At 71.7% G+C, this 21,466-nt stretch carries 18 protein-coding genes; 9 read left to right on the top strand and 9 right to left on the bottom strand.

Annotation, left to right across the window (positions count from 1 at the left end; translation table 11 throughout):
* Nucleotides 1-103: 103 nt before the first annotated feature.
* From JOD63_RS13970 to JOD63_RS13935, 8 genes are all read left to right on the top strand, one after another.
* On the top strand, nucleotides 104-727 hold the full coding sequence (locus tag JOD63_RS13970) for a helix-turn-helix domain-containing protein (RefSeq protein ID WP_169748383.1): 624 nt from the start codon (nucleotides 104-106) through the stop codon (nucleotides 725-727).
* A 168-nt stretch (nucleotides 728-895) separates the two neighbouring features.
* Entirely contained in the window at nucleotides 896-2,425 is a 1,530-nt protein-coding gene (locus JOD63_RS13965) for an NCS1 family nucleobase:cation symporter-1 (protein WP_045274577.1), read from the top strand.
* A complete protein-coding gene (gene allB, locus JOD63_RS13960; protein ID WP_045274576.1) occupies nucleotides 2,425-3,819 on the top strand; it encodes an allantoinase AllB in 1,395 nt (464 codons plus the stop codon). Before JOD63_RS13965 ends, allB begins: the two co-directional genes overlap by 1 nt.
* Nucleotides 3,820-3,860: 41 nt before the next feature.
* The gene (locus JOD63_RS13955; protein ID WP_045274575.1) at nucleotides 3,861-4,982 is read left to right on the top strand and encodes an acetamidase/formamidase family protein; all 1,122 of its coding nucleotides are present in this window, start codon (nucleotides 3,861-3,863) and stop codon (nucleotides 4,980-4,982) included.
* A complete protein-coding gene (locus JOD63_RS13950; RefSeq protein WP_045274574.1) occupies nucleotides 4,979-6,577 on the top strand; it encodes an AtzH-like domain-containing protein in 1,599 nt (532 codons plus the stop codon). Before JOD63_RS13955 ends, JOD63_RS13950 begins: the two co-directional genes overlap by 4 nt.
* Nucleotides 6,574-7,809 carry a pyridoxal-phosphate-dependent aminotransferase family protein gene (locus JOD63_RS13945; RefSeq protein ID WP_045274573.1) on the top strand — a complete coding sequence of 412 codons (1,236 nt, stop codon included), beginning with the start codon at nucleotides 6,574-6,576 and terminating at the stop codon, nucleotides 7,807-7,809. The genes JOD63_RS13950 and JOD63_RS13945 overlap by 4 nt, the downstream gene beginning before the upstream one ends.
* A gap of 70 nt (nucleotides 7,810-7,879) precedes the next feature.
* Complete coding sequence (locus JOD63_RS13940; protein ID WP_045274572.1) at nucleotides 7,880-9,286, top strand: Zn-dependent hydrolase; 1,407 nt, start codon at nucleotides 7,880-7,882, stop codon at nucleotides 9,284-9,286.
* A 135-nt stretch (nucleotides 9,287-9,421) separates the two neighbouring features.
* On the top strand, nucleotides 9,422-10,471 hold the full coding sequence (locus JOD63_RS13935; protein ID WP_045274571.1) for a Gfo/Idh/MocA family protein: 1,050 nt from the start codon (nucleotides 9,422-9,424) through the stop codon (nucleotides 10,469-10,471).
* A 35-nt stretch (nucleotides 10,472-10,506) separates the two neighbouring features.
* Here the strand turns inward: JOD63_RS13935 and JOD63_RS13930 are convergent, their stop codons facing one another.
* Nucleotides 10,507-10,935: a VOC family protein gene (locus tag JOD63_RS13930; protein WP_045274570.1), complete on the bottom strand. Its 429-nt coding sequence runs from the start codon at nucleotides 10,933-10,935 to the stop codon at nucleotides 10,507-10,509.
* Between the two features lie 89 nt (nucleotides 10,936-11,024).
* Between JOD63_RS13930 and JOD63_RS13925 the strand changes: the two genes are divergently transcribed.
* A complete protein-coding gene (locus tag JOD63_RS13925) occupies nucleotides 11,025-11,237 on the top strand; it encodes an SCO4848 family membrane protein (RefSeq protein WP_045274569.1) in 213 nt (70 codons plus the stop codon).
* Between the two features lie 106 nt (nucleotides 11,238-11,343).
* On the opposite strand, the gene JOD63_RS13920 is transcribed toward JOD63_RS13925, so the two are convergent.
* The 8 genes from JOD63_RS13920 to JOD63_RS13885 form a co-directional block, all read right to left on the bottom strand.
* Nucleotides 11,344-12,249 (bottom strand): ABC transporter permease, encoded by a 906-nt coding sequence (locus JOD63_RS13920; protein WP_052682358.1) that lies wholly within the window; start codon nucleotides 12,247-12,249, stop codon nucleotides 11,344-11,346.
* Nucleotides 12,246-13,052 (bottom strand): ABC transporter permease, encoded by an 807-nt coding sequence (locus JOD63_RS13915; protein WP_045274568.1) that lies wholly within the window; start codon nucleotides 13,050-13,052, stop codon nucleotides 12,246-12,248. The genes JOD63_RS13920 and JOD63_RS13915 overlap by 4 nt, the downstream gene beginning before the upstream one ends.
* 2 nt (nucleotides 13,053-13,054) lie before the next feature.
* Nucleotides 13,055-13,912 (bottom strand): ABC transporter ATP-binding protein, encoded by an 858-nt coding sequence (locus tag JOD63_RS13910; protein WP_245243944.1) that lies wholly within the window; start codon nucleotides 13,910-13,912, stop codon nucleotides 13,055-13,057.
* A 31-nt stretch (nucleotides 13,913-13,943) separates the two neighbouring features.
* Nucleotides 13,944-15,050 carry an ABC transporter substrate-binding protein gene (locus JOD63_RS13905; protein ID WP_045274567.1) on the bottom strand — a complete coding sequence of 369 codons (1,107 nt, stop codon included), beginning with the start codon at nucleotides 15,048-15,050 and terminating at the stop codon, nucleotides 13,944-13,946.
* A 111-nt stretch (nucleotides 15,051-15,161) separates the two neighbouring features.
* On the bottom strand, nucleotides 15,162-18,029 hold the full coding sequence (locus JOD63_RS13900) for a molybdopterin-dependent oxidoreductase (protein ID WP_045274566.1): 2,868 nt from the start codon (nucleotides 18,027-18,029) through the stop codon (nucleotides 15,162-15,164).
* Nucleotides 18,026-18,877, bottom strand: coding sequence for an FAD binding domain-containing protein (locus JOD63_RS13895; RefSeq protein ID WP_045274565.1), 852 nt, complete (start codon nucleotides 18,875-18,877; stop codon nucleotides 18,026-18,028). The genes JOD63_RS13900 and JOD63_RS13895 overlap by 4 nt, the downstream gene beginning before the upstream one ends.
* Before the next feature lie 14 nt (nucleotides 18,878-18,891).
* Nucleotides 18,892-20,253, bottom strand: coding sequence for an 8-oxoguanine deaminase (locus tag JOD63_RS13890; RefSeq protein ID WP_045274564.1), 1,362 nt, complete (start codon nucleotides 20,251-20,253; stop codon nucleotides 18,892-18,894).
* Nucleotides 20,250-21,383 (bottom strand): XdhC family protein, encoded by a 1,134-nt coding sequence (locus JOD63_RS13885; protein WP_045274563.1) that lies wholly within the window; start codon nucleotides 21,381-21,383, stop codon nucleotides 20,250-20,252. The genes JOD63_RS13890 and JOD63_RS13885 overlap by 4 nt, the downstream gene beginning before the upstream one ends.
* Between the last annotated feature and the right edge of the window lie 83 nt (nucleotides 21,384-21,466).

Here is a 21,466-nt window from a genome sequence, read left to right as displayed (position 1 = left end):
TAAGTCGGGACTTAACACCCTGCGTCCGGAAACGGCGTCGACGGATCGACACGTTCGCCACCTACGATGTGGGCACACCTGCACCACGGGAGGCGACATGGGCGTGACCGACAGCCCCACCCAGATCGGAGCGCGACTGCGCAGCATCCGCCAGACCTCCGGCCGTTCGCTCGCCTCCGTCGCGCAGGCGATGGGCATCTCGTCGAGCGCGCTGTCGCAGATCGAGACCGGCGCGATGCAGCCGTCGGTCAACCGGCTCATCGAGCTCGTGAGCGTGCTGGGCGTGCCGGTGTCGTCGATCTTCGACGACACCGCGGTGTTCGCGCCGCGGCTCGACGGCGACGTGGCCGACGTCACCGAGCCGCTCGAGGGCGTGCTCGTGTCGCAGCCGGATGCCGCCGAGAGCGCCCACCTCGGTCAGGGCGTCACGTACCGCAGCCTCTCCCCGGCCGCGCTCCCCGGCGTGGACTGGTTCGAATCGACCTACCCGCCCGGATCGTCGTCGTCGATCGACGGCGCGATGCTCGTGCACGCCGGCTACGAGAGCGGCCACGTGCTGCGCGGCGAGCTGATGTTCGAGTTCACCGAGGGCTCGGTGCGGCTCGGGCCGGGCGGATCGCTCTCGTTCGCGGCGACGCGCCCGCACCGCGTGGTCAACGACACCGACGAGGTCGCCGTTGCGGTCTGGCTGACGCTCGTCGAGGCGGACGGCCCCGCCGCAGACTGAGCTCGACTTAAGCGGTCACTTAACGTCATGGAGGCGTTACAGGGGTGAAACCTGCCCGGACTCGTTAAGCAATAGCTTTACGGTCACGACGCCGTGTCGCCTGCGGCGATCCTTCGGCACCACCCCGCTCCATCCAGCATCCGCATCCCGCACCGCTTGGAGACCGCCATGACCCTGACACCGCCCGCATCCGAATTCGACACGAACGTCGGATCCGACCTCCACCCCTCGCTCTACAACGACGACCTCGCTCCGCTCGCGCCCGAGAAGCGGCGCTGGGGGGCGTTCGAGATCTTCAACGTCTGGACCAACGACGTGCAGAGCCTCGCCGGCTACACGCTCGCCGCGGGCCTGTTCGTGACCGCCGGGATCAACGGCTGGTGGGTCTTCGCGGCCATCATCCTCGCCGGCTTCTTCGTCAATTGGCTGGTCAACCTCACCGGCAAGCCGAGCGTCAAGTACGGCATCCCGTACGCCGTGATGGCGCGCTCGAGCATGGGTGTGCAGGGCGCGCAGTTCCCCGCTCTCATCCGCGGCGTGGTCGCGATGTTCTGGTACGGCGCGCAGACCTACTTCGCCTCGACGGCGGTCGCCATGGCGCTCAACGCGATCTTCGGCGACCCCGACCTCGTTCCGTTCCTCGGCATGGACCTCATCGACTGGGTGTCGTACATCTTCGTCGCCGCTCTGCAGGTGGTGCTGTTCGTCGGCGGCATCTCGTGGATCGAGAAGTTCCTCAACTTCGCCGGCCCCGCCGTGTACGCCGTGATGGTGTTCCTGCTGGTGGCGATCTGGGTGCAGGCCGGAGACCGGCTGCTGCCGGCGGTCGGGTCGCTCTTCGCCAACGACGACAAGGTCGGCTGGGACGCCGTGCTCGCCTTCGTCGGGGTGATCGGCACGATGATCGCCTACTTCTCGGCCGTGATCATCAACTTCGGCGACTTCGCGCGCTTCTCCAAGAGCGAGAAGTCCATGAAGCGCGGCAACTTCCTCGGGCTCCCCGTGAGCCTGACGTTCTTCACGTTCCTCAGCCTGTTCATCACGGCAGGCTCGTACATCGTGCTGCAGGGCGGCGAGGGCGACCCGCTCACCAACCCGGCCGAGATCGTCGGTCTCGTCGGCAACGTGTTCCTCACGATCGTGGCGGCCATCACCTTCGTGGTCGCGACCGTGGGTATCAACCTCGTGGCCAACTTCATCCCGCCGGCGTACGACCTGTCGAACCTCGCCCCTCAGCGCATCAGCTTCAAGGCGGGCGGGTACCTGACCGCGGTCTTCGGCTTCATCATCGGCGCGCTCTGGGTGGCGGTGATCAGCCAGATCGGACTGCCGACGTTCGTCGACACCCTTGGCGCGATCCTCGCTCCGCTCTACGGTGTGCTCGTGGCCGACTACTACCTGATCCAGCGCCGCCGGCTGAAGGTCGCCGACCTGTTCACGATGAGCCCAGAGGGCCGCTACCACTACCAGAAGGGCTGGAACGTGCGCGCGATCGTGGCTGTGCTCGTCGCGGCGGTCTTCTCGGTCGCGGCAGTGTGGGTGCCCGTGCTCGCGAACCTCAAGGGGTTCGCCTGGGTGATCGGCGCGGCGATCGGCGGCATCCTGTATCTCGCGGTCATGTGGAACCTGCGTCCGCCGGTCGAAGACGCCGACACGTCGGCAGTCCCCGTCGTATCCGCCGCAGAGAACGGAGCCTGATGCCGGAGCGCCTCGTCATCCGTGCCGGAAGGTCCTTCCTCGGAGGGGCCTTCCGGCCGGCGGCCGTCGTCGTCGAGCGCGGCGTGGTCGTCGACATCCTCTCCGTCGGCGACCGGGTCGCGGGCGCCAAGACCGCGATCGTGCCCGACGACGCCGTGCTGCTTCCGGGCCTCGTCGACTCGCACGTCCACGTGAACGAGCCGGGCCGCACCGAGTGGGAGGGCTTCCGCTCGGCGACCCTCGCCGCCGCCGCGGGCGGCGTGACGACGTTCGTCGACATGCCGCTCAACTCCATCCCCGCAACCACGACCCCCGCGGCGCTCGCCGTGAAGAAGGCCGCCGCCCAGCCGTCCGCGTTCGTCGACGTGGGGTTCTGGGGCGGAGCGGTGCCCGAGAGCCTCGGGATGCTCGCACCCCTGCACGCCGCCGGAGTGTACGGCTTCAAGTGCTTCCTCGCCCCCTCGGGGGTCGACGAGTTCGGCCACCTCGACCGGTCGCAGCTGGCCGCCGCCATGGAGGAGATCGCCGCGATCGACTCGCGCCTGATCGTGCACGCCGAAGACCCGGCGCTCCTGCACGAGCCCCCGGCGCACGCGGCCGGTGCGCTCGGCCGCGGTTACGAGGCGTTCCTCGCGTCGCGGCCACCCGCCAGCGAGGCCTCCGCCATCGACGCCGTCATCGCCGAGGCCCGCCGCACCGGCGCGCGTGCCCACATCCTGCACCTGAGCGATGCCGGGTCGCTGCCCGCGATCCGCGCGGCGAAGGCCGACGGCATCCGCCTCACCGTCGAGACGTGTCCGCACTACCTCACCATCGCCGCCGAAGACATCCCCGACGGGGCGTCGGAGTTCAAGTGCTGCCCGCCGATCCGCGAGGCGTCGAACCGCGACCGCCTGTGGGAGGGCGTCGTCGACGGCACGATCGATGCGATCGTCAGCGACCACTCCCCGTCGACGGTCGATCTCAAGCGCTCCGGCGGCGGCGACTTCGGCCTCGCCTGGGGCGGCATCGCGGGCCTGCAGGTGGGTCTCTCGGCGGTGTGGACCGAGGCGCGGATGCGCGGCATCCCGCTCGAGAGCGTGCTGCCGCTGTACACGACCGGCCCCGCCCGGGTCGCCGGCCTGACAGGTGCGGGTGCGATCGAGGTGGGTGCGCCCGCGCACCTGACGGTCTTCGGCGTCGACGACCCGTTCCGGGTCGAAGCTGCCGAGCTGCTCCACCGCAACCCGATCACCGCGTACGACCACCGCGTGCTGTCGGGCCGCATCCGCCGCACGTGGCTGCGCGGCCGCGCGATCTACAACGTCACCGAGGGAGCGGCCGGCGCCGCGCCCCGGTTCCGCGGCAAGCCCAAGGGCCGCCTCCTGTCGGCGGCGGTGGGGGCGGTGTCATGAGCGGAAACCCGGTCGTGACATCGATGGGATTGGATGGGGCCATGGATGCCGCGTTCCCGATCCTCCAGCCCGGGGTGGGCGACACCCCCGGCGACCACTACCTGCGCGCGACCCCCGAGACCGTGATGTGGGGGCGCCTCCCGTGCGCAGCCGACGCTCCGGCGCTCACCGTCGCCGCGGGTCAGTCGGTCACATTCGACACCGTGAGCCACGAGGGCATCCTCGAGGACCAGGGCAAAGACCCGCTGGGCTGGTTCACCGCCCAGGGCGTGCCGGCGGCATCCGTGCTCGACGACGCGGTCGCGATCGCTGCCGCGCTGTCGCGCGACCCGCTCGCCGACGGCCCGCACGTCGTCACCGGCCCGGTGTTCATCGAGGGCGCCGCCGTCGGCGACCTGCTGAAGATCACGGTGGACCGTCTCGATCTGCGCGTGCCGTACGGCGTCATCTCGAACCGGCACGGCAAGGGCGCGCTCGTGGGGGAGCTGCCCCGCGGCGAGCACAACGTCAGCGTGTTCTGCGCGGTCGAGGGGCGCGACGCCGGCCTCGTCGGCGTGCTCCCCGTGGTCGAGGGCGGTGAGGGTGTGGTCGAGTTTCTGCTCGCGCCCTTCCTCGGCACGATGGGCGTCGCCGTCGCGGGCGACCAGCGCCCCCATTCGGTGCCGCCCGGCAGCCACGGCGGCAACATCGACATCAAGCTGCTCGTCGAAGGCGCGGTGCTCTACCTGCCGGTGCAGGTCGACGGCGCGCTCGCCTATGTGGGCGACCCGCATTTCGCGCAGGGCGACGGCGAGGTCGCGCTCACCGCGCTCGAGGCGTCGCTGCGCGCGACGCTGACCTTCGACGTGGTGCCGCGCGCGGTAGCCCTTGCCGAGTTCGGCGAGCTGGTCGGACCCCTCGTGCGCACCGACGAGTACCTCGTGCCGACCGGCATGGACCCCGACCTCAACGTCGCGATGCGCAACTGCGTGCGCGCCGCGCTCTCGCTGCTGAAGGCGCGCTACGGCATGGACGAGCACCTCGCCTACGCCTACCTGTCGGCCGCGACCGACTTCGACATCTCGCAGGTGGTCGACATCGTGTGCGGTGTGCACGCCCGCATCCGCGAGGCCGACTTCGCCGGCGTAGCCCGCCCGCCGGCATCCTCCGGGAGCGACGCATGAGCTACCCCGACGACATCCCCGCCGAGCTGTTCACCGCGTTCGACTCGTACGAGCGGGCGATCCTCGCGAACGACCTCGACGCGCTCGACGCGGCGTTCGCCCCCGGCGCCGAGACCCTCCGCGGTGATGCGGCCGGGCTCCTGGTCGGACACGACGCGATCAGCGCCTTCCGCGGCGTGCGCGGCGGGGTCTCGCCCCGCACGATCGAGCGCATCGAGTACCGGATGCTGTCGACGGATGCCGCGCTGCTGGTGTCGGTCTCGCGCTATCACGCCGGCGGATCGGGCCTGCAGACGCAGATCTGGCAGCGCATCGACGGCCGCTGGCTCATCACGGCCGCGCACGTCACCGGTCGCCCCGCAGCCTTCGACCGCTCGATCTGGCGCACGGTCGGCGACCCGCTCTACCAGGGTGCCTGGGAGGGACCGCTCGCCGGACTGACGGTCGCGGTGAAGGACCTCTTCGCGATCAAGGGCTACCGCATCGGGGCGGGGAATCCGACGTTCCTCGACGCGGCCCGGCCCGAGACGGCCACGGCGACCGCGGTCGGCGACCTGCTCCGCGGCGGCGCGTCGCTGCGCGGCATCGCCCGCACCGACGAGTTCGCGTACTCGGTCGCCGGCGACAACGTGCACTACGGCACACCGCCCAACGCGGCGGTGCCCGGTGCCCTGCCCGGCGGCTCGTCGAGCGGACCGGCGGCGGCCGTCGCGACGGGCCAGGCCGAGGTCGGCCTCGCGACGGACACCGCCGGCTCCGTGCGCGTTCCCGCCTCGTACCAGGGCCTGTGGGGGCTGCGCACCAGCCACGACCTCGTTCCCCGGCAGGGGATGCTGCCCCTCGCGCAGTCGTTCGACACGGTCGGATGGCTCACGCGCGACGGCGCGACCCTGCAGCGGGTCGCCGACTGGTGCCTGAGCTACGACGGATCGGCCTCCACCGATCACGCCCTCGGCACTGCGGCCGCCGAGCTCCCGTGGCGGTTCCTCGTGCCCGACGAGGCCCTCGAGGCCGTCGAGCCCGAGACGAAGAAGGCGTTCGACGCGCTGCTCGTGCGGCTCGCGGCATCCGACGACCCGCCCGCCCTCGGCCGTGTCGCCATCGGCGACCTGGCCGAGTACCACGAGCCGTTCCGCACGGTGCAAGGCGCGGAGGCCTGGCGCAACAACGGCGCCTGGCTCGACGAGAACCCGGGTGCCGTCGGCGCGGCGGTCGCCGAGCGGTTCCGTCTCGCCTCCGCCGTCACGGCCGAGGCCGAGGCATCCGCCCGTCGCGATCTCGAGGTGCTCCGCGAGCGGATGCAGCACCTCACCCAGGCCGCCGTGCTCATCCTGCCGACCGTCCCCGGCCCGGCGCCGTCGCGTGCCGCCGGCGGTCCCGGCGTCGATGCGCTGCGCACCGCGACCCTGCGCATGACCACTCCCGCGGCGATCGGCGGACTGCCGGCCGTGTCGATCCCGCTGCTCGAAGTGGACTCGCCGCTCGGCCGCGCGCCGGTCGGCGTCTGCCTCGTCTCGCGCGCCGGATCCGACATCGCGCTCGTGCGCCTCGCCCGCCGACTCGCCGCCGCCGCCCACAGAACGGAACTCGCATGACGCCGTCGGCCATCCCCGGCCCGATCGATCCGCCCGCACGACTTCTCATGGGACCGGGGCCGATCTCGGCGTACCCGAGCGTGCTCCGCGCCATGTCGGCGCCGCTGGTCGGCCAGTACGACCCGTACATGACGCAGCTCATGGGCGAGACGCAGGAGCTCTACCGGGGGGTGTGGGCGACGTCGAACGACGCGACCCTGCTCGTCGACGGCACATCGCGCGCCGGCATCGAGGCGGCGATCGTGTCGCTCGTGCGCCCCGGCGACCGCGTGCTCGTGCCGGTGTTCGGCCGTTTCGGACACCTGCTCGCCGAGATCGCCGAACGGGCCATGGCCGAGGTGCACACGATCGAGACCGCGTGGGGGCAGGTGTTCGCGCCCTCGGCCATCGAAGAGGCGATCGTGCGGGTGAAGCCCACGCTCCTCGCACTCGTGCAGGGCGACACCTCGACCACCATGAACCAGCCGCTCGACGAGATCGGCGCGATCTGCGAGCGGCACGGCGTGCTCTTCTACTCCGACGCGACCGCGTCGCTCGGCGGCAACGACTTCGAGGCCGACGCGTGGGGGCTGGATGCCGCGACCGCCGGCCTGCAGAAGTGCCTCGGCGGCCCTTCGGGGTCGTCGCCCATCACCCTGTCGGAGCGCGCCGTCGAGGTGATCCGGTCGCGCGGTCGCATCGAGGCAGGCATCCGTGAAGACGGGGATGCCTCCGCCGCCGACTTCGTGCGCTCCAACTACTTCGACCTCGGCATGATCCTCGACTACTGGGGTCCGCGCCGGCTCAACCACCACACAGAGGCCACGTCGATGCTGTACGCGGCGCGGGAGTGCGCCCGCGTGCTGCTGCTCGAAGGACGCGATGCCGTGATCGAGCGGCACCGGGTCTCCGGCGCCGCGATGCTCGCCGGCGTCGAGGGGCTGGGTCTCACGGTCTTCGGCGACGTCGCGCACAAGATGAACAACGTCGTGGCTGTCGAGATCCCCGCCGGTGTGCCCGGCGATGCGGCGCGCGCGGCCCTGCTCGAGGACTTCGGCATCGAGATCGGCACCTCGTTCGGGCCGTTGCACGGGCGCGTCTGGCGCATCGGCACGATGGGCTACAACGCGCGCGAAGACGCCGTGCTCACCACCCTCGCGGCCCTCGAGCAGGTGCTGCGCCGCTTCGGCGCATCCGTTCCCGCCGGGGGCGGGGTGGATGCCGCGGCCGACGTCTACCGGGGTGCGGCGTGATGCTCGCCGTGCTGATCCGCTGTTCGGGCGCGGCGATCCCCGCCGTGCCGGCGGCGACCGGGGGAGGCGCATGACGGCCGCCCTGCTGCAGGTGTCGCCCGACGTGATCGCCGCGGCCGCGCAGCGCGTGATGGCGCGCTGCGACGAGCTCGCGCGCGTGACGGCGACGAGCGGGTCGATCGAGCGCGTGTACCTGTCGCCCGAGCACGCCCGGGTGAACCGCCTCGCGGCGGAGTGGATGCGCGAGCTCGGCATGACGACGCGCATGGATGCCGCCGGCAACCAGCTCGGTCGCCTCGCCCCCCACCCTTCCCCCTCATCTTCGCGAGCGGGCACATTCGCCCCGAGCGGGCACGGTGACCACGTGGTGAGCGTGCCCGCTCGGGGCGAGCACGCCCGCTCCGGAGGGGGGCGCGATGACGCGCCCGCGCTCCTGCTCGGGTCGCACCTCGACACCGTTCCCGACGCCGGACGCTTCGACGGCATCGTCGGGGTGCTCATGGCGCTCGAGGTGGTGCGGCTGCTGCGCGAGCCGACTCCCGACGGCGCCTGGCATTCGCCGTTCCCCTTCGCGCTCGAGGTGATCGCGTTCTCCGACGAGGAGGGCACCCGCTTCGGCAAGGCCCTGCTCGGCTCATCCGCCGTCGCCGGAACCTGGAACGACGAGTGGTGGAACCTGCGAGACGGCGACGGCACGACGCTGCGCGAGGCGTTCCGCGAGTTCGGCCTCGACCCCGGCCGCATCGGCGAAGCCGCGCGCCACCCCGACGAGCTCGTCGGCTACCTCGAGGCGCACATCGAGCAGGGGCCCGAGCTCGACCGCCGAGGCGAGTCGCTCGCGGTGGTGTCGTCGATCGCGTCGGCGCGCCGGTTCCAGCTGATCGTCGAGGGGGAGTCCCGACACGCCGGCGGCACCCCGTACGACATGCGCCGCGATGCACTTCTCGGTGCGTCCGAGGCGGCGCTCGCCGTGGAGCGCATCTGCCGCGCCGAGCACCACATCATCGGCACCGTCGGTCAGCTCGAGGCGTACCCGGGCGCGGTCAACGTCGTGCCGGGTGAGGCGCACTTGTCGCTCGACCTCCGCGGGGAGTTCGACGGTGAGCGCGACCGCGTGTGGCTCGCGATCGAGGCCGAGCTCGACGCCATCATGGGGCGCCGGCACCTGCGATGGCAGGCGCGCGAGATCCACAGTGCGCCCGCCGTATTCTGCGCGCCGCTGCTCCAGGACGTCGTGCGCGAGGGCATCCTCGCCACACTCCCCGGGGTGTCCGACGTGCCCGCGACCCTGTTCAGCCCCGCCGGTCACGACGGCATGGCCATCGGCTCGATCACAGGGGTCGGAATGCTGTTCCTCCGCAACCCCGACGGAATCAGCCACCACCCCGACGAGGCGGTCTCGACGGGTGACGTCGCGCGCGGCATCCGTGCCTTCGCGGAGTCGATCCTGCACCTCGCCGCCGACCGTCGGGCCTGATCTCTGCCCGCCGCAAGGCGAGAGTGCGCAAACCGTGATGCAGTCGAAGCCCCGACAGCAGTTCGGGCGATCTCGACAGACTGTCGGCGGCTAGGGTTCACGAGGGCGCGGTCGGCGTCCCGGACGGAGGAAACGATGACGACGGATGCCGCAGGAACGAACCCGCTGCGCATCGGAGTGGTCGGCGCCGGGGGCAACACCCGGCTGCACCACATCCCGAAGCTGCAGGCGATCGCGGGCGTCGAGGTCGTCGCGGTCGCCAACCGCAGCGCCGCGTCGGCGCGGGCGGTCGCGGAGGAGTTCGGCATCCCGCGCATCGCCGAGCACTGGACCGACGTGACCTCAGCCCCCGATGTCGACGCGGTGGTCGTCGGCACCTGGCCCGACCACCACGCGCGGGTGTCGATCGCGGCGCTCGAGGCCGGCAAGCACGTGCTGTGCGAGGCGCGGCTCGCACGCGACGTCGCCGAGGCGCGCGCGATGGTGGCGGCGGCGGATGCCCGGCCCGACCTGGTCGCGCAGGTGGTGCCCGCGCCGTTCACGCTCGCGCTCGACGCGACGGTGCGGCGCCTGATCGACGACGGCTTCCTGGGCGACCTGGTCTCGATCGAGGTGGTCGAGCGCGGCGGCTTCGCCGACCGTGCCGCGGCACGCACCTGGCGGCAGACCACCGAGTTCAGCGGCGTCAACATCATGTCGCTCGGCATCTGGTACGAGGCGGTGCTGCGCTGGGTCGGCCCGGCCGACCGCGTGACCGCGCTCGGCGCGACGACGGTGCCGCAGCGCCCTGCCGCCGGCGGCGGGGTCGAGGTGGTCGACGTTCCCGACCACCTGGATGTGCTCGCCGCCCTGACCGGCGGTGCGCACCTGAGCATGCACCTCTCGCAGGCGACCGGGCTCGGCCCGCAGAACGCCGTGCATCTGTTCGGCACCGACGGCACGCTGCGCATCGCCGACGGCGTGCTGTCAGGTGGGCGCCGGGGTGACGCCGCACTGGCCGCCATCGACGTTCCCCCGGCCGAGGCGATCGGCTGGCGCGTCGAGCAGGAGTTCGTCGGAGCGATCCGCGGCAACGAGCGGATACGGCGGACGACGTTCGCCGACGGCCTCGCGTACATGACCTTCACCGAGGCTGTGGGGCGCAGCATCCGCGATCGCCGCACGGTGACACTCGACGAGCTCTGACCCGCCCCGGTGTTCGCGCGCACGCCCGGCGGGCCTCATTGCAGGCAGAACTCATTCCCCTCGGGATCCTGCATCTGGTAGTAGTGCTCGGGCCACGGACCCCAGGACTGGTCGACGAGGCGCACGACGCTCGCGCCGAGCGCGACGAGCCGGTCCTTCTCGGCTTCGAGTTCGTCGTGGGTCGGCTCCCTCCCCGGTGTGGCGCTGATGTCGAGGTGCAGCCGATTGCGCTCGTCCTTCGCGCCGTCGGCATGGTGGAAGAAGAACCGCGGGCCCACCCCCTCCGGATCTTCGGCGAGACCGCGCGCGTCGAGGTCGGCCTGGGTGAGCCCGGCCGCGAGCAGCTGGCCCTTGAGGGGTTCGTCCCACGTCTGCTCGGGATACCCGAAGACGGCGCCCCAGAACCGCGCGAGCGCCGGCGGATCGTCGGCGTAGAACACGATGTTTCCGAGCTTCGATGCCATTTCGACTCCTCTGTCCGATCCCCCGGCACCGAAGCTACGCCCGGGTACCGACGCCCGCACCACCGGATCCGCCCACGTAGCATCTAGGGGTGCTGATCCTCGCCGCCGTGCTCCTGTTCGCCAACGCGCTCTTCAACGCCGTGGTGTGGCCGCGCTTCTACCCGCGCATCGCCAACGACCCGCGCGCCCGCGACGAGCAAGGCGCACGCACGGCGTTCTACCGTGTGCACGTCGTGCTGATCACGATCGCGCTCGTGCTGGCCGCGGCATCCGTCGTCGGCGGCATCCTCATCCTTCTCTGAGCCCGCCCCGCGCGCTCTGAGCCCGCCCCGCGCGCCCGGCGCGCCCCGCGCCCTGAGACTCCGCGCTCCGCGCTCCGCAGCTCCAGATGAACCCCGCGCGCAACCTCTACGAGGCGGTCATCGCCATGCGGGCGAGCACGATGTTCTCGGCGATCTGCACGATGTTGTACAGCACGAGCGTGATCACCGTGATGATCGCGATCGACGCCCACAGCTCGGTGAACTGCGCCTGCGCGTTGAACTTCAGGATCGACCCGCCGATGCCGGTGCCCGTCGACAGCCACTCCGCGAGCAGCGCGCCGGTCACCGCCGCGGGCACCGACACGCGCGCTGCCGCGAAGACGCTCGGCAGGGCTCCCGGGATGTTCACCTTGCGCATGGTCATGAAGCGGCCGCCGCCGAACACCCGCACGACGTCGAGGCTCTGCTGGCTGGCCCGGTTCAACCCGAACAGCACGTTCGCGAGTGCAGGGAACAGCACCACGATGGTGCCGATGACGGCGACGGATGCTGTCGTCCCGCGCCCCGTGATGAGGATGATCACCGGGGCGAGCGCGACGAGCGGAATGGTGCGCAGCAGCAGCACGAGCGGCATGACACCTGCCTCGACGGCCCGCGAGAGGCTGAACAGCACGGCGAGCACGATCGCCACCACCATGCCGACGACGAACCCGAGCGCCGAGTCCGCGAGGGTCTGGGCGACGAGCGGCGCCATGGCGGCGCGGTTCTCCGCGGCATCCGGATCGGTGAACAGGAACTGCCAGACGTCGGCCGGGCCCTTCGCGATGAAGGGCGAGATGCCGGTGAGGCTGACGACCGCCTGCCAGAGCAGGAGCAGCACGGCGATCGTGATGGCGGCGTTGCCGAGCGAGCGCAGCAGCGCGCGCGTCACCGCCCGGCGGCGATCGGCGCGCACCCGCGCCTGCGCGGCGGCGTCGGCGGCGATGGCGACCTGCACGGTGGGCGCCGGCGGAGCGGTGACGGTGTCGATGGTCTGGTCCTCGGGGGTCATCGGGCGCTCCCCGCCACCCAGGGCGTCACCAGGCGGATGAGAAGCCCCACGACGGCGTACGCAGCGAGCGCGAAGACGGCGGTGAGGAGGAACACCGACCAGACGCCGGCCGAGTCGAGCTGCCCCTGCAGGCGGATGAGGGTCGGGCCGACGCCGGCGGTGATCGCGCCGAGGTACTCGCCCAGCACCGCGCCGAGGAAGGCGGTCGGCACGGCGATCTGCAGCGCGTTGAGGATCGCGGGGAGGGCGGCGATGAGGCGCACCTTGTACAGCTGGGTCCACGCTCCGCCGCCGTACACGCGCACGACGTCGAGCGACGCCTTGTCGGCCGACTTGAAGCCGAGGATGGCGCCGACGACGGTCGTGAAGACGCACACCAGCGCGGCGAGGAAGATCGCGGTGGCCGACGGGTCGCCCGGGTTCTTCGCGCCGCCGAGCACGACGACCGAGATGCCGCCGACCGCGACGATCGGGAGGCAATAGGTGACGACGGCGATCTGGGTGATCAGCGTCTCGAGCCTCGGCACGACCAGAACGAACGCGGCGAGGATGAGTGCGATGCCGTTGCCCCACATGTAGCCGATGGCGGCCGCGGTGATCGTGGGCTGGAAGACGCCCCAGGCGCCGGCGATGTTGCCCTGCACGAACAGCCAGTCGAACACCGCCCAGGGCGTCGGCACCGGGGTGAACGTCGTGCCCTCCGCGGGGCGGAATGCGGTGAGCGCGAACACCCACCACACCAGGATCAGCGCGGCGGCGCCGATGAGGCCGGCGAGCCACGTCGGCACCCGGCGCGCGGCCATGCTCAGGCCTCCGCTTCGGCGCGCCCGTCGGCGCCGAACAGCAGCTCGGACGCCCGGTCGACGTACGCGTGGAACTCGGGGGAGCGCATCATGTCGGGAGTGCGCGGCCGCGGCAGGTCGATGTCGATGATCTCCTTCACCCGACCGGGGCGCGGAGACATCACCGCGACGCGGTCGGCGAGGAAGATCGCCTCACTGATGCCGTGGGTGACGAGCAGCGTGGTGGCGGGCTTCTCGGTCCAGATGCGCAGCAGCTCGAGGTTGAGGTTCTGCCGCGTCATGTCGTCGAGCGCGCCGAACGGCTCGTCGAGGAGCAGCACCGACGGCTTGAGCACGAGGGCGCGCGCGATGGACGCGCGCTGGCGCATGCCACCCGAGAGCTGCGAGGGCTTCGCGTTCGCGAAGTCGCTGAGGCCCACCAGGTCGATGAGCTCCTGCACGTAGGCCTTGTCGACCTTGCGGCCGGCGACCTCGAACGGAAGCTCGATGTTCTTGCGGATGCTGCGCCACGGCAGCAGCGCGTGGTCTTGGAACGCGATCCCGAGCTCGCTCTTGGCGCGGAGCTGGTCGGGGGTCTCGCCGTCGACGAGGGCGGTGCCCGACGACGGGTGGTCGAGGGCGGCGAGGATGCGGAGGATCGTCGACTTGCCGCAGCCCGAGGGGCCGAGCAGTGCCAGGAACGACCCCTTGTCGGTGTGCAGGTCGGTGTCCTGCAGGGCGGTGAGGGTCTTGCCCCCGCGAAGCCCGAAGGTCTTCGACAGTCCGCTGATCTGGATGCCGGTGCCCGGCGCAGGCGCCGACGGCGAGGTGTCCCCCGCCGTCGGCGCCGTGGCCGCGGCATCCGTTTCGATGTCGCTCATGTGCTGTGTGGGTGGTGCGTGTCGTCGCGGACTACGGCAGGTAGTCCAGCAGGTCGGGGTTCTCGGAGTAGATCTCGTCGATGATCGACGTGTCGAACAGCTGGTCGGCCTCGAGCTCCCAGCCCGAGGTGGCCAGCGACGCGAGGGTCTGCTCCTGCAGCTCGTCCGAGATGGTGAACAGGCCGTTTGCCTCGGTCTCCTCGGTCGAGATGAGCAGCGCCTGCGCCTCGATGCCGGCGGCCACCTTCGCGGGGTCGAGGTCGCCGAACGTGAGGTCGCCTGCGGCTGCCGACTCGTTGTAGTAGTCGGTCACCAGCGTCACCGTGTCGTCGACCGGCTCGGTGAAGGTGTGCGTCCAGCCCTTGATCTCGGCCGTGAGGAACGCCTTGATGAGGTCGCGGTTCTCGGCGAGGTACTGGTCGGTCACCGTGAAGGTCTCGGCGACGTAGGGCAGGCCGTTCTCGGCGTAGGCGAGGTTGGTCACCTCGTATCCGGCCATCTCGACCGTGATGGCCTCGTTGGTCAGGTAGGCCATGAAGCCGTCGACGTCGCCGTTCATGAGCGGGGTCGGGTCGAAGTCGACGGGGACGATCTCGACCTCGCTCTCGTCGATGCCGTTGGCGGCGAGGAGCGCGGCGAACACCGACGCGTTCGAGTCCTGCACGCCGATCTTCTTGCCGATGAGGTCTTCGGGGGTGGCGATGTCGCCGCCGTCGGCGAGCGAGAGGATCGTGAACGGGTTCTTCTGGAACGTCGCGCCGACGATCTTGAGCGGGGCGTCCTGCTCGGCGACCGCTGCGCCGACCGAGGCCGCGTCGCTGAGGGCGAACTGCACGGTTCCGGAGAGGAGCTTGGCGACACCGGTGTCGGGGCCGGCGATGCCGGTCACCTCGCCGAAGCCGGCCTCGTCGTAGTAGCCGTTCTCGTACGCGTAGAACTCGCCGGCGAACTCCTCGTTCTTGATCCACGAGTACTGCACGCTGATGTCGCCGTACGAGGCCTCCTCGGTGCCGTCGCCGGATGCGGCGGGCTCGCCGCCGCCCGACGCGCAGCCCGCGAGCACGAGGGCGGATGCTGCGAATGCGGCCGCGCCGGCCGCGAGGCGACTGCGTCGCCCCAGGTTGCTGTGTGATGCCATCGGGTTGGCTCCCCTTCTGATGCTGTGCACGTGATGCAGTGTGATCAGGGCGACGCTAGGGGACCGAGGTTTCGACGCATGCGTCAGCATGTTTCGGCGGTGTGACGGGACTCAGTCACCGCCCTGGGCGAGGCGCCACACCCGCTCGCGGATGAACGGCTGGCGGAACGGACGCCGGCCGACGGCCCGGGCGATCGCGTTGCCGATGGCGGCGGCGACCGGGTTGTACGGGGATTCGCTCATCGACTTCGCGCCGAACGGACCCACAGAGTCGTGGGTGTCGGCGAGCAGCACCTCGGTCACGGGCACATCGGCGAACTGCGGAACGCGGTACTGCCGGAACATCGGGTTCTCGACCGCCCCGTTCTCGTCGATCAGCACCTCTTCGTACAGCGCGCTGCCGAGGCCCTGCGCTGCGCCGCCCTCGATCTGTCCGCGCAGCTGCGCCGGGTTCATCACGAAGCCGGCGTCAGCGGCCTGCACCGACTGCAGCACCGCCACCGAACCGGTCTCGGGGTCGACGGCGACCCGCACCGCGTGCACGTTGAACGACAGGTTGCGCTCGTCGCCGCGTTCCTCGCCCGTGCCGATGATCCCCTCGCGCGCACGGTGGGCGGCCGGGGCCGCGCGCACGAGTTCGGCGTAGGCGACCAGGCGCCCGCCCGCTTCGACGCCGCCCGCGACGAGGTGCGCGTCGTCGGCTCCGGTCACCCGCCGTGCGGCGTGCAGCATCCGCGACTTCAGCTCCGTGCATGCGGCGGTGAGGGCCTTGCCCGCACCGACGACCCCCGACGAGGCGAACGCGCCCGTGTCGTGGGCGACGAGGTCGGTGTCGGACGCCCGCAGCACGACACGGTCGTCGGATGCCTCGAGCACGGTCGCCGCGATCTGGCGCAGCACCGTCGATGTGCCGTTGCCGAACTCGGCGGTGCCGGCGGCGATCACGATCGCGCCGTCGTGGCGGAGCGTGGCGGTGGTGTGGGAGATGTGCCCGCCGGGGGCCATCGCCGCGATGAACGACATCGCCATGCCCTCGCCGACCAGCCACCCCGCGGGTGCTTCGGCGCCGTTGCCCCTGCGCAGCGCGCCCTGCGCGAGGTCGAGGCACTGGTCGAGGCCGTAGCTGCCCCACACGAGCCCCTCCTCGTGCTCGTCGTGCACCGTGAGCAGCGGGTCGCCCTCGCGCACCGCGTTGATGCGGCGCAGGTCGAACGGGTCGAGTCCCAGGCGCTCGGCGAGCATGTCCATCGCCGACTCGACGCCGAGGTTCACCTGACCGAGCCCGTATCCGCGGAACGCTCCCGACGGCACGTTGTTCGTGTACACGACCTCCGCGTCGACCCGCTTGACCGCGCAGCGGTAGACGTTGATCGACTCGGCGCATCCGTGGAACATCACGCCGATGCCGTGGTTGCCGTAGGCGCCCGTGTCGCTCAGCACGTCGAGCTTCATGGCGGTGAGCCTGCCTTCGGCCGTGGCGCCGAGCGTCACGGTGACGCGGAACGGATGCCGCACCGACGCGCGGCGGAACTGATCGGTCCGCGCGAACTCGTACGCGACGGGCCGCCCGGTACGCAGCACCGCGAGGGCGACGAGGTCTTCGGTGAACATCTCCTGCTTGCCGCCGAATCCGCCGCCGACGCGCGCGGCGTGCACGCGGATGCGATCCTGCGGGAGTCCGAACAGGGTCGCCAGTTCGTCGCGGACGAGGAACGGCACCTGGGTGCTGGAGCGGATCACCAGCCGGCCGTCGTCGTCGAGCCTGCCGATGGCGCCGTGGGTCTCGAGCTGGGCGTGCGAGACGCGGCCGGTGCTCCAGGTGCCGGTCACGGTGACCGCGCTCGCCGCGAGGGCCGCGTCGGCGTCGCCGCCGATGCCGTCGTGGAGGGTGGCGACCACGTTGCGCGCGGCGTCTTCGACCCGGTCTGCGGGCGTGCGGTCGGGATGCAGCAGGGGCGCGCCGGGCGCCCGGGCGGCCTCGGGGTCGAGCACCGACGGGAGCACGTTGTACGTCACCGCGATGAGGGCGCATGCCGCATCAGCCGCTTCGGCGGTCTCGGCGACCACCGCGGCGACGCGCTGCCCCACGAAGCGCATCGTGTCGTCGAGGATGCGCGTGTCGTCGGGGTCGTCCTCGCGGTGCTCGTGGCGGGCGGTGGAGAAGCGGCGGGCGGTCACGTCTTCGTGCGTGAAGATCTTCACCACGCCCGGGACCGCACGGGCGGCAGTCGTGTCGATGGAGCGGACGCGCGCGTGCGCGTGCGGCGAGCCGACGACACGGAGCACGAGCGCGTCGGCGGTGAGGTCAGTGTCGAAGGTGAACGGCTCGAGGCCCTGCACGACGCGGCGACCGGGTTCGGGACGGACGGATGCCCCGACGCGGGGCTCGTCGTGCTCGGTCGTCGAGCGAGCGGAGCGGGACGAATCGGAGGGGGGTTCGGTCGTTGAGCGAGCGGAGCGAGACAGATCGGAGGGGAGTTCGGTCGTTGAGCGAGCGGAGCGAGACGAAACGCGCGCGGCATCCGTCGCCCTCCCGGTCTCGCGCACCGGGCCCAGCACAGACTCGATCGCCTCGCGGATCGGGCGGTACCCGGTGCACCGGCAGAGGTTGCCCTTCATGCGCCGGTCGAGATCGGGCAGGTCGTCGGCGGTGAGCGTCGACGCGGTGACGGCCATGCCGGGCGTGCAGAAGCCGCACTGGAATCCGAAGTGCTCGACCAGGGCCTCCTGCACGGGGTGCAGCCGATCGTCGGGTGCGAGTCCCGCCGCGGTCGTGATCGCCGTGCCCTCGACGCGGACGGCGGGGATGATGCAGGAGTGCACCGGCACGCCGTCGACGAGCACGCCGCACGCACCGCAGTCGCCCGCGTCGCAGCCCTTCTTCACCTCGTGGTGCCCGTTCTCGCGCAGCAGCGTCCGCAGGCACTGCCCGGCGCGGGGCTCGGCCTCGACCTGCTCGCCGTTGACCTCGAACCTCACGAGCGGCCCTCCGCGTCGACCTGCACGCCTGCCAGCTCGCCGCGGATCCGCTCTGCGAGCACCACGCTCACACCGCGCCGCCAGTCCGCGGCGCCGAGCGGGTCGGTGTAGTACCCCGGCGCATCCGCGACGGCCGCGGCGAGGGTCGCGGCATCCGGGATCCCGGCGTAGCCCAGCACCACCGGGCGCAGCACCGCCGCGGTCACGGTGAAGACGCTCGACCCGTCGTCGTCGATGCGGCCGGTCACCACCGCGCCCGACCGCCCGAGCTCGGCGAGGGCGATCTTGCGGAGCACCGTGGTCGACCGCAGCGCCGCCGCGGGCAGCTCGACGGCGCGCAGCACCTCGCCCGGGGCAAGCGAATTGGTGCCGTTGCCGGTGATGAGCTCGGCCACCGGCATCCGTCGTTCGCCGCCGCCCGGCATCCAGATCTCGGCCTCGCCGTCGAGCGCCACCGCGAGCGTCGTGATGGCGCCCGCCGCGTACGACCGGCAGATGTTGCCGCCGACCGTCGCCGTGTTCCAGATCTTGAACGACGCGAGCAGCGCGTTCGCCGCTTCGGGGAAGACGGATGCCGCGGTCCACTCGGCGGGGACGGCGACGTCGCCGCGGCCCTCTGCCCACGCGACGAGCTCGGCGATCGTGCAGGTGGCCGCGATCCGCAGCCCCGTCGGCGTGATCTCCAGCGACGGCCAGCCGAGCGTCATGAGGTCGACGAACCCTGTGGTCGTCGGCTGCGGCTCGCTCATGAGCCAGGTGCCGCCGGCGAGCACCACCTCGCCCGGGGCGAGCTGCAGATCGGCGCGCTCGTACGCGCGGCGGAACGATGTGACGGTGGTGATGTCCATGGCGCAGCCTGCGGTCAGAGCCTCTCGGCGAGCTCGAGCGAGGCGGCTGCGACGCCGCGCGCGATGGCGTTCTCGTCCGCGCTGACGAGCGTGGCGTCCTCCACGATCGCGCGGCCGCCGACGTACAGGCGCTTGAGCGGAGGCAGGGCGCCGAGGCCGAGGGCGGCGACCGGGTCGAGGATGCCGGCGTGCTCGACCCGGTCGACCTGCCACACCGCGATGTCGGCGAGCTTGCCGGGCTCGATCGAGCCGATCTCGTCCTGTCGACCGAGCACACGAGCGCCGCCCATGGTCGCGACCCGCAGACCGTCGCGCACGCTCATCGAGTCCGCGCCGGTGCGGAGTCGGTTCATCAGCACGGACTCGCGGATCTCGATGCCCAGCTGCCCCGACTCGTTCGATGCGGCGCCGTCGACGCCGAGCCCGACCGGCACCCCGGCGTCGAGCATTGCGCGCACCGGGGCGATGCCGGCGGCGAGCCGGCCGTTCGACGACGGGCAGTGCGCGACGCCGGTGCCGGTCTCGGCGTAGCGGCGGATCGCGGGGTCGTCGAGGTGCACGGCGTGCGCCATCCACACGTCGTCGCCGAGCCACCCGAGCGACTCCAGGTACTCCGTCGGCGTCATTCCGAAGTGCTCGGCGCAGTACGCATCCTCTTCGACCGTCTCCGACGCGTGGGTGTGCAGGCGCACGTCGAGGCTGCGGGCGAGCACGGCAGCTTCGCGGAGCAGGTCGGCGGTCACCGAGAACGGCGAGCAGGGCGCGATAGCGATGCGCACCATCGAGTCGAAGGATGCGTCGTGGTACCGCTCGACCGCCTCCTGCGACGCCTTCAGGGCGGCATCCGTCGTCTCGACCGCGAAGTCGGGCGGCAGCCCGCCCTGCGAGGCGCCGAGGTCCATCGAACCGCGCGTGGCGTGCAGGCGCACGCCGACCGTGGTCGCCGACTCGACGAGGGCGCCCACGATGTCGCCCGAGCCCTGCGGGAAGATGTAGTGGTGGTCGCCGACGGTGGTGCACCCCGAGCGGGCGAGCACCGCCATCGCGCCGGCGGCGCCCGCGCCGGTGAGGCCGGCATCGATGCGCGACCACAGCGGGTAGAGGCTCGTGAGCCAGTCGAACAGGATCGAGTCCTGCGCGTAGCCGCGCGTGAGCCACTGGTACAGGTGGTGATGGGTGTTGACGAGACCGGGCGTCACGAGGCATCCGGTTCCGTCGACGATTTCGGCATCCGCACGCAGGGCGGCGGGGGCGGGACCGGCGCCGACGGCGGTGATGCGACCGTCGTCGATGACGATGTGACCGTCGCGGTGCTCGGTGCCGGCGGCATCGACGGTGGCCACATGGGCGCCCTCGATGATGGTGGTGCGGGTCATGCGGTTCCTGTCGTGGTGGGGGATGCCGTGCAGGCGTCGGCGCGCGAGGAGTGGATGGGCCCGGCGAGCTCGCCGAGGGGTCGACCGCTGCCGCCGTGGCGCGAGGCGATGATCTCGGCCAGCACCGACACGGCAGTCTCGTCGGGGGACGAGCCGCCGAGATCGAGGCCGAGGGGGGAGTGGATGCGCGCGAGGTCGACCTCGGCGACGCCCGCCTGCCGCAGCAGCTCGAGACGGTGCGCCACCGTGCTGCGGGCGCCCATCGCGCCGACGAAGCCGACGGGCAGGCGCAGCGCCGCGGCGAGGGCGGGCACGTCGAGGCGCTCGTCGTGGGTCAGCACGCACACGGCGGTGCGCGCATCGAGCAGAGCGTGGTCGAGGGAGGCGAGGTGGTCGGCGGGGATCGCGGTCTCGAGGGTCTCGGCATCGGGGAACCGATCGGCCGTGACGAGCGTATGCCAGGGGTCGCATACGGTCACCGAGAACCCTGCCGCCGCCCCGACGCGGCAGAGCGCGGCGGCGTGCTCACCGGCGCCGAGGATGATCAGCCGTGGCGCGCCCGGCGCGCCGAGCAACAGCAGATCGGCGACGTCCGTCGCTTCGGCAGGTGGAGTCTCGGCGATGTATGCGCTGTGGAGCATCTTCGATTCGTGGTGGCGCACCGCCTCGTCGAACGGCCAGGCCGCGGCATCCGTCAGGCGAGCACGCGCGTCGTCGGCGCTGACCGTGCGACCGGCTTCCGGGCCGGTCGCGACCACCGCCACCGGCAGCGGACGGGCCGCGGCCGCAGCCTCGAGCGCCGTGATCGTGACGGCGTCGCCGCGCACCGGGTAGGCGAGTACCTCGACCGTGCCGCCGCACGCGAGGCCGGCGGCGTGCGCCGTCTCGTCGCTGAAGCCGAAGCGTCCGTGCTGCGCGACGCCGGTGCCGATGGCGAGATGGGCGAGCGCGATCGCGTCGCTCTCGACGCAGCCGCCCGAGATCGAGCCGAGCACGCGGCCCTCGCCGGTGACGGCCATCGTCGCCCCGACTCCGCGCGGCGCGCTGCGCGCCACGTGGGTGACAGTGACGGCGGCGACCGCGACTCCGCTCCGCAGCAGCGGAAGCAGGTCGCGGGCCAGTTCGAGCATGTCCCGACGCTAACCCCGGTGTGTTTCGAAGGGAATACGCTGTCGTGACGGCGCGGATCGAGCACGGCCCGGCCGCGCGAGGG

It is taken from the genome of Microbacterium terrae (assembly GCF_017831975.1).
Classification (GTDB): domain Bacteria; phylum Actinomycetota; class Actinomycetes; order Actinomycetales; family Microbacteriaceae; genus Microbacterium; species Microbacterium terrae.
Note: the sequence above shows the minus strand (reverse complement) of the source record. Positions and strands in the feature narration are given on the sequence as shown.